This window comes from Photobacterium sp. OFAV2-7, assembly GCF_022347985.1.
Taxonomy (GTDB): Bacteria; Pseudomonadota; Gammaproteobacteria; order Enterobacterales; family Vibrionaceae; genus Photobacterium.
This window is the reverse complement of the sequence record NZ_JAKRFQ010000049.1, coordinates 1-13,368: the sequence shown is the minus strand read 5'-3', so window position 1 is coordinate 13,368 and position 13,368 is coordinate 1. Positions and strand designations below refer to the sequence as shown.

The following is a 13,368-nucleotide window of genomic DNA, read 5'->3' as shown; positions in this document are numbered from 1 at the left end:
CGCCGATGGTTGATAACCATCGGCGCTTTTTTATTATTGGGTATTGTCAGCAGTCTAAGCTTAGTTGGCTGTGTCTTCTATCTGAGCATTGTCGACCACATGGTTTTCACCCAGGTCGTCCGGTAGGACCAGGTTTAGCAAGATAGCCACGATGCCGCACAAGCTGACGCCCTGCAGGCTGAACTCGCCGATGCCAAATGCCATACCACCAATACCGAAGACCAGCGTGACAGCGACAATCACCAGGTTGCGGGCTTTATGCAGGTCAACATTGTTTTTGATCAGCGTGTTCAGGCCGACTGTGGCAATGGAGCCGAAAAGCAGGATCATGATACCGCCCATAACAGGAACCGGAATGGTCTGTAGTGCTGCACCCAGCTTACCGACGAACGCGAGTACCAGAGCCGTTACTGCAGCCCAGGTCATAATCACAGGGTTAAATGCCTTGGTCAGCATTACCGCACCGGTTACTTCCGAGTATGTCGTATTTGGTGGAGCTCCAAACATGGAAGCGGCAATGGTCGCAACCCCATCACCAGCCATCGTGCGGTGCAGGCCTGGCTTTTTCAGGTAGTCCTTGCCGGTAACGTTGGAGATTGCCAGCATATCACCGACGTGCTCTACCGCCGGGGCGATAGCAACCGGGATCATAAAGAGAATTGCGTTGATATTGAACTCCGGGAAAGTGAAATTCGGCAGAGCCAGCCAGCTTGCCTGGGCAACCGGACTAAAGTCGACCACACCGAATCCAAGGCTTACACAGTAACCGGCGACAATGCCTCCCATGATTGGGATCAGCTTCAGGAAGCCTTTGGCAAACACGCTCAGTGCAATAGTGACCAGCAGAGAAATACTTGAAATCCACAGTGCCGCATTACCATCAATTAACTGGACCGCACCGTCTCCGGTTTTGCCCAAAGCCATGTTGACAGCTACTGGTGCCAGGCCTAGGCCGATGACCATAATCACAGGTCCAACAACAACAGGCGGAAGGAGTTTATGAATAATACCGACTCCGCGTGCTTTGATGACCGCACCCATGCAGACATAGATAACCCCTGCCATCATCAGGCCGCCCATCGTACCAGGAACGCCCCAGGTCTGGACGCCATACATAATAGGAGCAATAAAGGCAAAAGAGGAAGCAAGGAAGATAGGAACGGAACGTTTGGTGATGACTTGAAAGAGGAGGGTACCAATACCTGCGCCGAAGAGCGCAACACTAGGATCTAACCCCGTAAGCAACGGAACCAGAACCAACGCACCAAATGCAACGAAGAGCATCTGTGCACCTTGTAGTACCTGCATCATTTTACTTTTCCACCCTGTCTAAAAAAAAATCGCGCAATGCTAGCACGGGTGTAATCGTTTGCCTATCCACTTTTTGTTAAAATTATCATTTGCAAGAAAGTCTTGTTATTTTTGTGATCTTGGGTTGATTTTTTTGTAATGATTACATCTGGTGATGGTTGAAAGTACATTTATATAGTCCCTTTGTGCTGAGGCAACCCTTAAGTATGCGTTAGAACAGCAAAGGGAAAGCGGAAGCGATAGTCAATCCAATAAATATCAGATAGTCTGGGATTTTGTGGCAGTTGCAGTTGCCGATACTGGCTCGTTCATTTTATGATCGGGGAATAATTAAGTGATTAATGAGTTTTCTATGTTGCGTTTTGCTCTACTACTGTGTGCTTTATTGGCCTTGCCGCTTAAAGCTGCAACGGTAACCAATTTATATCAGGCAGAGGTGGCGTTGCCTGACACGGATAAACAGTCTGAAAAAAAAGCCCGTGAGGAAGCGCTGGAGCAGGTACTGATTAAAGTGTCGGGCCAGAGCACAATTACTCAGAATGAGATTATTCGCAAGGCACTGTCGAACAGCAGTCCGTATGTCAGTCAGTTTGGTTACGGTAGCCAGGACGGCCAGCAAACGCTGCAATTGACCTTTGATCAGTCCCAAATTCGTAACTTGTTAACTCAGGCCAATGCCACGCTATGGAGCGAGCAGCGTCCGAGTGTGCTCGTTTGGATGGTCAATGATGCGAACCGTAGCCGCGATATTATCTGGGATCAGTCCGGTAACAGCTTTGAGCCGCAACTGAAAAAAGCCGCGGATAACCGAGGCGTCCCGGTGATGATGCCGATCGGAGATTTTGAAGACGTGACGGCAATCAACATCCCGGACATCTGGGGCGGCTTTGTCCAGCCGATTGCCGATGCCAGTGCACGCTACCAGCCTGATGCCGTTCTGGTTGTTCGGGTACGTCAGCAGGCTGATCAGAGTGTTCAGCTGGGCTGGCAGCTGTTTGCCGACAAGCCAGAGTATCTGGTGTCATCGCAAGTTGCACCGGCAGAGGGCCGGGCGGCAGGCACATCAGCCGACGCGCTGACAGAGATGATGAATAAGGTTGCCGATCAGCTGGCAGGCAAATATGCCGTGCAGTTAGGCGGTGCCAGCGACGGCGAGTATGCGATTCAGGTTGCCAACATTCGGTCGACAGAAGATTTCTTTGCCCTTGAGCGTATGCTGACCAACCTGACTTCAGTAGCGTCGGTCAATGCCAGCAAGCTTAAAGGGGATACTGTGATCTTTGGTGTGAACCTGCTGAGTTCTGAAATGGCATTTCAGCGTGAGCTAAGCCAGGATCGTCGTTTGACCTCGCAGCCTGCCGATAACGGTTATACGGTTGCTGCTGAGTCTGAGGTAGGATTAGTTGAGACGACTGAGTCGCAAGGCGCTGTTGTTGGAGAAGGCGTTGTTGAGGAGAGTGTGGTTGAAGAAGTGCCGCTTAACACCGAGCCAACAGCTGATGTGCCCCAGGATCCACAGGCTGTTGATGTAACGGCAACCATGATGCCAACACTTAGCCGGGTAAATCAGTATTACTGGCAGCCATAAGGTGCGATAGGCGTATCACTTGATGTAGCGAGTTAACGAAATGCGGTGGGATTCCACCGCATTTTTGTTTGTGTAAGCTTTGTTTCTGAAGAGGCTATTTTTTATCGCCGTGGTTCTCTCTTTCTTCCTTCTCAACCTGCGACAGCTTCTTCAGCTTGATACCCAGTTCTCTGCCTCTATGACGGGCAAAAAGAATATTGGAAACGAATGCCCAGGAGGTGATCCCCAGCTCGACAAGTGCCAACAGGCGCTCACCGCCGTCGATCCAAAGTATGGTCAGGGCATGAAGGAAGTAGAGCATCAGGATGAAATTTGCCCATGCATGGGTGTAGGGCTTGCCCTCAAGGATCCCCTTTAGCGGGAACAGCATGGGTAATACCCACATGCCGGCCAGAACAAAGCTGTTCAGGTGCGGATGGGGGGAAAGAGTGCTTTGCCATATACCCACCCACAAAATGAGAGAGAGGTTGGCAATTAAGGCGGAATAGCGCAAATTCTGAGTCGATTTGCTCATTGCTGTCATACGGTTGTCCTTCACTTAGTCATGCAAGCTTGATTGCCGCCTCGGCAAGGCGCTTGCCCAGTGCCTGGGCAAGGGTCGATTCGTCGTTGTCCAGAACCTTCTGCTGGCCATGGCTGAGGTGCGAGGCTCCGTAAGGCGTTCCTCCCGAGCGGGTCGTATGCAGCAGTGGTTCAGAGTACGGGAGGCCGACAATCAGCATACCGTGATGCAACAACGGCAGCATCATTGACTGCAGCGTGGTCTCCTGGCCTCCATGCATGGATGAGGAGGAGGTAAAGACACAGCCCGGCTTACCTATCAAGGTACCGGAAAGCCAGTGGCTGCTGGTACTGTCGATAAAATGCTTCAATGGTGCAGCCATGTTGCCAAACCGAACCGGGCTGCCCATGGCCAGTCCCGAGCAGGCCTTGAGGTCATCCAAGGTTACAACAGGATCGCCCTTTGTCGGTGCGCCGACGAGTTCTCCCTGGCTATCAAGATCTGTCACCGTTCTCAAGATGGCCTCGCAACCGTCAACCTGCTCGATCCCACGGCCAATATGCCGTGCCAGCTGCTGGGTGCCTCCATGGCGGCTGTAGTAGAGCACCAGGATCTTATGCATTACAGAATGTCCAGCACTTGCTCTGGCGGGCGCCCCATCGCTGCTTTGTCGCCTTTGACGACAATCGGACGCTCGATAAGCTTCGGATTCTCGGCCATCGCTTCAAACAGTTGTTGTTCGGTAACACTCTCTTCGCCGAGGGCCAGCTCTTTGTAGATGGCTTCCTTGGTACGCATCATGTCGCGGGCCGAGCTATAGCCCAGCTGGCTTAGCAGGACTTTAAGCTGGTCGACACTCGGAGTTTGCTCAAGGTATTTGACCACGTCCGGGGTGATCCCGTTTTCTTCAAGCAGTGCCAGAGTCTGGCGGCTTTTCGAGCAGCGAGGGTTGTGATAGATAGTAACTGACATGGTTTCTCCCTATTGATATTTTGCCATTTGCTGTAGCCTGAGTGAGCTGTCAGGTTAGCAGAATGGAGAATTTATGTTGCAGTCCTATTGTAGAGGAACTGCAACCCGGAAGAAAAGCAAAGAGACTAACAGGATCAGAGATTTGCGATGCGAGCGCGGGCAAGGCGCAGCTGATCAATCCGTGCGTCGTAACGCGCCTGATCCAGCGAGTCAACTTCGACCAACTGGCTGGCCTGAATGTAATGCTGAATAGCCTTGTCCCATTGACCACGCAGTGCCATTAGCTCGGCACGAGAAGCCAGCTCGGCGTCACGACGACCGCTGTCGGCATAGGCCTGGGCCAACAGGTGCCAGCCGTTGGTGTCATCGGTATTGTCGTAGGTGTAGCGTGTCAGGATTGAAATGCTCTCGGTACTGCGGCCTGCCTTCTGAAGGGCATGGGCGAGATTGAGGCGAAGTACCTTATTGTTGGGGTTATCTTTCAGCGCTTTTTCGAGGCGCGTAATGGCTTGGTCGTATTTTTTTTCATAGAGATCAAGATCGGTCGCCGAATCGATATAGAAGCGGTTGCTTGGCTCAGCTGCCAACAGAGGATCCAGCAGCTCATGGGCCTGCTGGTATTTACCGGAATCGATATATACCAGCGCCTTGCCGTAATTGAGGGCTTTCTTCTGCTGTGCATTGGCTTTTTTCAGCTGACGGTTGAACCAGTCAAGAGCGGCTTCGCTATCGATCCCCGCATAGCGGGCGACAATTCGTGCCCGCGCATGCTGGTAGCGTTCGGAGGTACTGACTCGCTTGGCAGGGAACTGGTTGGCCCGGCTACGGGTATCCGAGATACGAGATTCAGGCAATGGGTGAGTCAGCAGCATCGCGGGTGGCGTGCTGGCATAGCGGTACTGATCAGCCAGACGGCCAAAGAAGCGGGGCATGGCCTGGACGTTAAAGCCAGACTTCGCCAGGGTAGCAATACCTATACGGTCGGCTTCTTTTTCGTTGCTGCGGGTATAGTTGATCTGCCCCTGGGCTGATGCTGCCGTCGTGGCATGTATGGCGGCGATCCCGGCTTCGGGTGAGGCGATAGCCAGCATCAGGGAACCTATGAGCGCGGCCATGGTGGCCGGCGACTTCTTGGCCTGATCTTCCATGCTTCGTGCAAGGTGGCGTTGGGTAATATGGGCGATTTCGTGGGCGACGACCGAGGCAAGCTCACTTTCAGATTGAGCATGTAAGAACAGACCGCTATGGATAGCGACATGACCGCCAAAGAAAGCAAAGGCGTTGATCTCACGATTCTGGATCATGAAAAAGTTAAACGGTGTGCGCACGTCATTGGCATTGGCGACCAGGCGATGGCCGAGATCCTGGATGTATTCCGATAGCAACGGGTCGCTGATCACCGGCATGCTGGCACGCAGCATCCGCATATAAGCGTCACCGTATTCCATTTCTTTCTCGATGGTCAGCGTAGAGGCTGCCGTGGTTCCAATTTCCGGCAGCGCATTAAAGTTTTCGGCCTGAGCAGTAAAGCTCGAGCTCAGCAGGGCGCTGACTAAGAGATAGGTTGGAGCTTTGGCAAATCGAAACATGTTAATAATACAACCGCCTTTGTGAAAATAGGTTCCTTTCCTGTTTGGCCGATAACTTGTAACTATCAAAATAGCTAAATTATTCCTGAACAGGTATAACTTACAAAGAATATGACAACGAAAGCTGCAACAGGTTTCTTTTTTGTCGCACCGATGTCATTTACAATACTCCGATGGATAATAACTGTCAGCATACCGGAATGGAAACCCCATCGCTCAATTTGACTTCAGAACGTTGCCCTATGGCACTTTTATTGGCTAAGCGAGCAACCAAGGAGCTCTGTTGCGGGCAGCGCCTGAAAATTCATATTTCTGATCAGGGTGCCAGACAAGATATTCCCCGTTACCTGTTAAACCACGGGTTTGACATTGAACAGCAGGCTGCTTGTCCGCAAGAGCTTGTAATTATCGTGACCAAAAGGCAGTAAAGATTTTATGCTGGACATGCTAAACCGCTGGTATAAGCGGAGATTTTCAGACCCCCATGCCGTGAGCCTCGTTGCCATCCTGTTAGCTGGCTTTTTGACCATATACTTTTTTGGCAACCTGATCGCCCCTCTGCTGGTGGCTATAGTCCTGGCATATTTACTGGAGTGGCCCGTTATGCGGCTGACCCGGTTAGGGCTGCCTCGCTCAATCGCTGTGATGGTGGTATTGCTGCTCTTTGTTGGGTTGATGGTAATGGCTGTCTTCGGCCTGGTGCCGACGATCTGGCATCAGGTCGGCAATCTGATTGCCGACGTGCCGAACATGTTCAATGGCCTGCAGCAGTATGTCTCCAGCCTGCCTGAGCGTTACCCTGATTTTGTTCAGCCGCATCAGGTTGGCACCTTTATGAACACCCTGCGTGAGAACGTACTTGGTATGGGCGAGAGCGTGCTCAAGAGCTCCCTGTCTTCCCTGGTGAGCCTGGCCACCCTGGCTGTGTACTTGATCTTGGTACCCCTGCTGGTTTTCTTCTTGCTGAAAGATAAAGAAGAAATGCTGGAAACCATGAGCGGCCTGTTGCCGAAGAACCGTCGTCTGGCCAGCAAGGTGGGCGTCGAGATGAACCAGCAGATCTCGAACTATATTCGCGGCAAGGTGACCGAAATATTCATTGTCGGTATTGTCAGCTATATCACTTTTGCGATCATGGATTTGCGTTATGCCGTGCTGTTGGGCGTACTGGTGGGCTTCTCAGTACTGATCCCGTATATCGGAGCAGCAGCCGTGACCTTGCCGGTTGCGATGGTCGGTCTGTTCCAGTGGGGGATCAGTCCGGACTTCTGGTGGCTGTTGGTGGCGTATGGCATTATCCAGGCACTCGACGGCAACGTTCTGGTACCAATCCTGTTCTCAGAAGCAGTCAACTTGCATCCGGTTGCCATCATTGTTGCCGTACTAGTATTTGGCGGCCTGTGGGGGTTCTGGGGCGTTTTCTTTGCGATTCCGTTGGCCACTCTGGTCAAGGCTGTGTGGAACGCTCTGCCGTCGACTAGCCTCGAGGATGAGGAAATCACAGAGTAGCCCAGCCCATTGTTTACAATTGCGTGTTAAAAAAGCCAGTCGCTTAGCGACTGGCTTTTTTTGTCTATAGCGTCAATTACTTAATCCCGAGACCGCATTAGTCTGTTGCTATGTCGTGCAGCCTGGGCGAGTGGTTGTTATGGCACGGAAGAACTGTTGTTCTTTTCGCTGTTCTCGTTCATTGGGCGAATCGTTGCGATAGTTCCTATTTGGCGGCACTGAGGCTGCCGGGCAGGTTTGCCGCAACGGTTGCAGCCGTCACAACGCCCTTTGTTTTTCCACAGTCTGATATAGAGGTAAAACAGTGCGGCGATGATAACAAGACCGACGATAGCAAGATCGGTCCACCCCGAAGAGGCGGCGAGATCTGGCAATACCGGTGTTGTGGGCGCTGTGTTTGTCGTCATTAGATCACTCCATGGCTATCTTGTGGCGTTGCGGGAATGGCCGGTTTTTGCTTGCGCCGAAAGGCCGGGTACAGCCCGACCACTAGCAACAGGGCAAGGCCGCTAAAGTAGACGCTACTCATCATGGTGATACCGGAAATGCCCAGCGCTATACCCAGGCTATAGGTGGTACTGGACACGCCGAGCCCTAATGCCGTCGGGAACAACAGAGCCAGCAACATCCAGCGGTATTGTCCGGTCTGAACACGAACCATAATCATAGTGGCTAGGCATGGCGGGTACAGGGCAAAGAACAGGATCATCGAAACGGCAGTCAGCGATGTCAGATTATTGTCCTGATCGCCCATACGTTCCTCTAGCGTGGTGTTTTGATCATCCTCTTGCTGGAACAGTACTCCTAGCGTGGCCACGCTGCTCTCCCGGGCTGCAAAAGAGGACAGTAGGGCAACATTTATCTTCCAGTCGAAACCTGCGAAGCGGGTGACAGGCTCCAGAGAGCGGCCGATAGAGCCCAGCAAAGAGTGGCTCAGGCGTTCTTCCTTGATTTCACGGCGAATCGATTTGCGCGCGCTGGCCAGTTTGCGCAGTGCACGGTTGGCTTTTTTCGCTTTCTTGTCGTCTTTGGGGGCTTTGACAAACGGGTAAAATTCCGGGTTGCGCTGTTTGAATGTCTCGTTCACAGCTTTTGAAGCTGCCGCCCCTTTGGCATTGAGCTTGGCTCGCTTGAAGTCATTGTAGTAATTCATCAGCGAAACCAGTTGCTCTCCCTGGGCCAGTTCAAGGTAAGGGTTGTTGTCCATCGCCTTGTTAAAGCGGCTGATGGCTTGCTCGGAGCGCTGTTGATAGAAGTCGCTCCGGTCTTCCGGCAGGCCAGGGTATTGAAGCAGGGTGAAGATCACGACCGATACGGCAACAACAATGGTGCCGACCTTCTTGATATAGATCCAGGTTCGCTCGACCGAGCGGGTCAGTACGGCCCGGACAGTCGGCAAATTGTAGCGAGGCAGCTCGATAACAAACGGGGCGCTCTCTTCACCGCGCAGCACGGTGACAGAAAGCAGTTTGGCTACCAGCAATGCCGCAATGATGGTCATGGTCGAGATGTAGAACATCATCAATGCTTTTTCTTGCTCGAAGAAAATGCCGACCAGCAGGGCATACAGCGGGACTTTTGCCAGGCAGTTCATAAATGGCACTGTCAGGATGGTTGCCATTCTTGCCCGGTGATCCGGAATGCCCTTAGTCGCCATGATACCCGGTACGGCACAGCCACCGGCGAAAACACCACTTAGGATCAGCGGTAGCGTACTCTGACCATGGAGACCGAAACGGTGCAGGATCTTGTCGACGACAAAGGCAATACGAGCCATATAGCCGGAATCTTCCAGGATCGCGATCAGGGCGAACAGAATGATAAAGATAGGCACATAGTTCAGTAGCGTATTGGCCGAGTCGACGATCCATAGGCCCAGTGAGCGGGTATAGGGATCAAACAGGAACCCGGCTTCAGGCAACAGGGCGGCTACCCACTCCCTCATGGCGGCAAGATACGGCCAGGTATAATTGGTCAGCTCGTAACCCTGCACGATCGCCAGCTGGTAGATCAGAAATACCGTCATGATCAGAAATCCGGGTGCCAGGAAGCGGTTGAGCACCAGCTTGTCAATCTTCTGGGACAGAGTCGGTCCCTGATTTGGGGTGACGGTAACCGTCGCCATGATCAGCGACTGGACAAATGCTTCCCGCTGGGCGGCGATATAGTCATTGATGCTGGTGTTGTGCTGCTGTTCGAACCGAGTACGCAGCTCGACAAGGAGATTTTGCAGCGTGAGCAGCTGTTCGTTAGGTACCCGGGCGGCGAGCCTGCCGATAAGTTGGGCATCATTTTCCAGCAGTTTTAGCTTTAACCAACGGTATGGTAACTGGACGATTTGAGCGGTCAGCGGGGCAAGGGCACTATCTAGCTCGGCCATCGCGGCGGTTAATGCCGGGTAGTAGGGCTGGCTTTCGTGTCTGGTGTTGTCTGCATTCCCGATGGCTCCAGCGTCAGGGGGGACCTTGGATACCGTGTGAGCCTGAATGAGCTCACACAGCTCCGAGCGCCCTTCACCTTTTCGCCCGACGGTCGTCACGACCGGAACGGCAAGGCGCTGGCTCAGGGTGTCCGTATCTATTTTGATCCCTTCCCGCTTAGCCACATCCATCATGTTCAGGGCAAGGATGGTTGGGCATTCCATTTCAAGTAGCTGAACGGTGAGATGTAGCGATCGCTTCAGGTTGGCTGCATCGACCACGTTGATCACCAGATCCGGGTTTTCGTCACAGAGAAAGTCCCGCGCCACCCGCTCCTCGAGAGAGAATGACGACAAGCTGTAGGTACCGGGCAAATCAACCGCCTGATAGGACTGATTATTATGGCTGAAGTAGCCGTACTTCTTGTCGACGGTGACACCGGGATAGTTCGCTATGTGCTGCCTGGCACCGGTAAGCAGGTTGAACAGGGTTGATTTACCGGCATTTTGCTGGCCGGACAGAGCAACCAGCGGAGTTCTGTTTGTCATTGTTTGGTTCCTTGTTCCGGCATTACACCGTTTCTATCGGAGTGGCCGAGGTGACTTCAATACCTGCCGCTTCCGCACGGCGCAGAGAGACGTGGGTGTTGTCTATTTTGATCTCTATGGGATCGCCTAGAGGAGCACTTCTGACCATGGTGACTTGGGCCTGCGGCATGATGCCTAAATCCATCAGGCGTTGTCTTATCACTCCCGTTGCGTGATGACGGAGAACAACAACGGTCTGATTCGGTAGGGTATCGTTCAATGTCATAAATGCTGCCCGCAAATTGTTGAAAAGGAATAATTTTTCCAAAATTGATCGTGAATATTATTTATATAAATCAATAACTTTCAAGCCAAATGAGAATAGTTATCACTGTTTTTGATTTAGCTCAATAAAAGTGTCAATAAGAAAGATTCTTATTTCGGTTACTGGTATCTTTTTGCTCGTATTCAATTCGCTGCTCATTTGCGTCGTATCTATAAATCGCAATAGGCATCGCTAACAATAAAGATCAGGTCATTACATGAATAGAAAACAACTATCGTTCGCGCTCATGTTATCCATGATGCCGATGGCAAGTATGGCGCATACTCCATTGTGTTCCTGCTACGACAATGGTGATGGCACAGTATTATGTGAGGGAGGCTTCTCCGACGGGTCTTCCGCTGCGGGTGTTGAGCTGGCTGTTGTCGATGCCAATGGTAACAAGCTGTTGGACGGTGCAATGAACGAGGACAGCGAGTTTGAGTTCGACAAGCCTGAAGGAGCCTACAAGGTACAGTTTAATGCTGGACCAGGTCACCTGGTTGAAATTTCAAGCGAAGATATTACCGAGTAATACGCAGTCATGGGGCTTGGCCTCTAAGTATCTATAGGAACAAATATAATGAAAAAGACACTTCTTACTTCACTTGGTGTTGCCGCTTTGGCTGTTTCTGGTGCGGCAAATGCTCACTTCCAGCTGGTGTACACGCCGGATGTGATTGTTGAAAAGCCAGTGAACCTGGATATGAAACTAGTGTTCGGCCACCCGATGGAAAACGGCCACGTGATGGACATGGATAAGCCGGAGCAGTTCTTTGTTCAGTTTAAAGACAAGCGTATTGATTTGATGGACAAGCTGAAGTCAATCAGCTGGACTGGCCCTGATAATAAGGCAAAAGCTTATCAGGCTGACTTCAAAGTGAAACGTAACGGTGACTACGTCTTCGCGGTTGTGCCGGCACCTTACTATGAAAAAGGTGAGGACATCTATATCCAGCAAATCACCAAGTCATATGTGAACAAGGGCGGTCTGCCAACTGGTTGGGAGCAGCCATTGGAGCTGGCTACCGAGATCGTTCCGCTGAATAAGCCATATCAGGTGTTTGCCGGTGGTACATTTACCGGTCAGCTTCTGAGCGAAGGCAAGCCAGCACCGGGTGTCGAGTGTGAGATTGAATACATCAACACAGATATCGACATGAAGGGTAATGCATTCGGTAAAGATAACTACCGTGAAGTACCGGAAACCGCTATTGTTGCGATCACAGACCAAGATGGTGAGTTTACTTTCGGTATTCCAAAAGCCGGTGTATGGGGCTTTGCATGTCTGGGTTCAGGCCCTGCAACAGAGCATAACGGCAAGGAGCTTTCTCAGGATGCGGTTATCTGGGTGAATGCTCAGGAGCTGTAATCCCATCCTTGCAGGCTTAATCGTCTTCTAGATTCAAGCTCCCCAGGGTTACCCTGAGGGAGCTTGTGTAATATCTTTTCTATCAGAGTCTTACGCGTTGTCGCTAAAGTAGTTAAGCACCACTTCGTGGTGATCTTTGGTCTTGAACTTATTGAAGACATGTTCAATGACACCGTCTTCGTTGATCAGAAAACTGATGCGGTGCAGGCCGTCATAAACCTTCCCCATGAATTTCTTCTCGCCCCAGACACCAAACTGATCTGCCACAGCGTGGTCTTCGTCAGATAGCAAGGTGAAGTTCAGGTTATCGCGCTCGATAAACTTCGGCAGTCGCTTAACCGGATCAATGCTGATACCCAGTACCACTACGTTCAGTGCGTCCAGCTCAGCCTTGCTGTCGCGCAAGCCGCAGGCCTGAACCGTACAGCCCGGGGTCATGGCCTTAGGATAAAAGTAAGCAAGCACTTTTTTGCCTTTGAAGTCTGCCAGACTGACAGGCTGGCTATCCTGGTTGAGCAGTGTGAAGGCTGGCGCAGGCGTACCGGCGGTCAAAGTCTTCATATATATTTTCCTTATTGATTGTGGCCGATGAATGTCACGTTGCCTGAGACGAGCAAGTCCTGGCAAAGCGCTTCATATTCTTCTTGTAAAGACATTAAGTTACAGCCTTCAGGCAAGTTGGTGCTGATCTGTAACTGAAAACGGTTCGGGCTGTCTCCCTCGCTGGCTTCATGGGTATGGGCACTTAACGAGGCAATATCGATCTCCCGGGTGGCGAAAAAATGGGTGAACTGTTCGATGATTCCCGGGGAGTCGTCGGCTTCGATATGGAAGTCAGCCGTGTAGGGGAAAAAGCGGTACTCGTGTTTGGTGGTACGTTTCATCACCGTCAACAGGTCATGTTCGTGCGCTTTGAGAGGCAGGGTCGACTCGACACGGGAAATCGCGTTGCCATTGCCGGCAACGAGCATGATAAGGGTAAACTCACTGCCGAAGATGGCAAGTCGGCTATCGACGATATTGCAGCCGCAGTGGGTGATCAGTCGGGTGACTTCATCTGAGATGCCCGGGCGGTCCGTACCAATAGCCGTGATTACTAGGTAATGTTCCATATTTATACACATCGTGTTTTGATTATCATATGCATGGTAGCACAGTCATTGTAAATCAAGCTATTTGAGGGCAGGGAGGGATCGGTCGCAAATTGGCGAAAGCCGCATACCCTAGAGTGATATTCTGCAAAAAGTGGAAAGCAG

At 51.7% G+C, this 13,368-nt stretch carries 15 protein-coding genes; 5 read left to right on the top strand and 10 right to left on the bottom strand.

The genetic code is table 11. The features are described 5' to 3' along the window. Positions 1-60: 60 nt before the first annotated feature. On the bottom strand, positions 61-1,311 hold the full coding sequence (locus MHN01_RS05700) for a uracil-xanthine permease family protein (RefSeq protein ID WP_239410431.1): 1,251 nt from the start codon (positions 1,309-1,311) through the stop codon (positions 61-63). Between the two features lie 352 nt (positions 1,312-1,663). On the opposite strand from MHN01_RS05700, the gene MHN01_RS05695 reads away from it, so the two are divergent. Then, a complete protein-coding gene (locus MHN01_RS05695; protein WP_239410430.1) occupies positions 1,664-2,899 on the top strand; it encodes a DUF2066 domain-containing protein in 1,236 nt (411 codons plus the stop codon). Between the two features lie 94 nt (positions 2,900-2,993). Here the strand turns inward: MHN01_RS05695 and MHN01_RS05690 are convergent, their stop codons facing one another. From MHN01_RS05690 to MHN01_RS05675, 4 genes are all read right to left on the bottom strand, one after another. Next, entirely contained in the window at positions 2,994-3,422 is a 429-nt protein-coding gene (locus tag MHN01_RS05690) for a DUF2069 domain-containing protein (protein ID WP_239410429.1), read from the bottom strand. Positions 3,423-3,441: 19 nt separating this feature from the next. Beyond that, positions 3,442-4,023 (bottom strand): NAD(P)H:quinone oxidoreductase, encoded by a 582-nt coding sequence (gene wrbA / locus MHN01_RS05685; protein WP_239410428.1) that lies wholly within the window; start codon positions 4,021-4,023, stop codon positions 3,442-3,444. Beyond that, entirely contained in the window at positions 4,023-4,373 is a 351-nt protein-coding gene (arsC, locus tag MHN01_RS05680) for an arsenate reductase (glutaredoxin) (RefSeq protein ID WP_239410427.1), read from the bottom strand. Before arsC ends, wrbA begins: the two co-directional genes overlap by 1 nt. Positions 4,374-4,507: 134 nt before the next feature. Then, the gene (locus MHN01_RS05675; RefSeq protein WP_239410426.1) at positions 4,508-5,962 is read right to left on the bottom strand and encodes a M48 family metalloprotease; all 1,455 of its coding nucleotides are present in this window, start codon (positions 5,960-5,962) and stop codon (positions 4,508-4,510) included. Between the two features lie 173 nt (positions 5,963-6,135). Between MHN01_RS05675 and MHN01_RS05670 the strand changes: the two genes are divergently transcribed. Together MHN01_RS05670 and MHN01_RS05665 are read left to right on the top strand one after the other, a co-directional pair. Further along, positions 6,136-6,390 carry a sulfurtransferase TusA family protein gene (locus MHN01_RS05670; protein ID WP_370646434.1) on the top strand — a complete coding sequence of 85 codons (255 nt, stop codon included), beginning with the start codon at positions 6,136-6,138 and terminating at the stop codon, positions 6,388-6,390. 7 nt (positions 6,391-6,397) lie between these two features. Next, the gene (locus MHN01_RS05665) at positions 6,398-7,471 is read left to right on the top strand and encodes an AI-2E family transporter (RefSeq protein ID WP_239410424.1); all 1,074 of its coding nucleotides are present in this window, start codon (positions 6,398-6,400) and stop codon (positions 7,469-7,471) included. 137 nt (positions 7,472-7,608) lie between these two features. On the opposite strand, the gene MHN01_RS05660 is transcribed toward MHN01_RS05665, so the two are convergent. The 3 genes from MHN01_RS05660 to MHN01_RS05650 are packed head-to-tail and all read right to left on the bottom strand — an operon-like array spanning position 7,609 to position 10,704. After that, positions 7,609-7,878, bottom strand: a complete 270-nt coding sequence (locus MHN01_RS05660) for a FeoB-associated Cys-rich membrane protein (RefSeq protein ID WP_239410423.1) — start codon at positions 7,876-7,878, stop codon at positions 7,609-7,611. Further along, entirely contained in the window at positions 7,878-10,439 is a 2,562-nt protein-coding gene (gene feoB / locus MHN01_RS05655; protein WP_239410422.1) for a ferrous iron transport protein B, read from the bottom strand. Before feoB ends, MHN01_RS05660 begins: the two co-directional genes overlap by 1 nt. Positions 10,440-10,461: 22 nt before the next feature. Continuing rightward, entirely contained in the window at positions 10,462-10,704 is a 243-nt protein-coding gene (locus tag MHN01_RS05650; protein WP_239410421.1) for a ferrous iron transport protein A, read from the bottom strand. 256 nt (positions 10,705-10,960) lie between these two features. Between MHN01_RS05650 and MHN01_RS05645 the strand changes: the two genes are divergently transcribed. Next, the gene (locus MHN01_RS05645) at positions 10,961-11,275 is read left to right on the top strand and encodes a hypothetical protein (protein WP_239410420.1); all 315 of its coding nucleotides are present in this window, start codon (positions 10,961-10,963) and stop codon (positions 11,273-11,275) included. A 48-nt stretch (positions 11,276-11,323) separates the two neighbouring features. Continuing rightward, positions 11,324-12,112: a DUF4198 domain-containing protein gene (locus MHN01_RS05640; RefSeq protein WP_239410419.1), complete on the top strand. Its 789-nt coding sequence runs from the start codon at positions 11,324-11,326 to the stop codon at positions 12,110-12,112. 90 nt (positions 12,113-12,202) lie between these two features. Here the strand turns inward: MHN01_RS05640 and bcp are convergent, their stop codons facing one another. Together bcp and MHN01_RS05630 are read right to left on the bottom strand one after the other, a co-directional pair. Beyond that, on the bottom strand, positions 12,203-12,673 hold the full coding sequence (bcp, locus tag MHN01_RS05635; RefSeq protein WP_239410418.1) for a thioredoxin-dependent thiol peroxidase: 471 nt from the start codon (positions 12,671-12,673) through the stop codon (positions 12,203-12,205). Between the two features lie 11 nt (positions 12,674-12,684). Further along, complete coding sequence (locus MHN01_RS05630) at positions 12,685-13,224, bottom strand: ACT domain-containing protein (RefSeq protein ID WP_239410417.1); 540 nt, start codon at positions 13,222-13,224, stop codon at positions 12,685-12,687. Positions 13,225-13,368 lie beyond the last annotated feature (144 nt).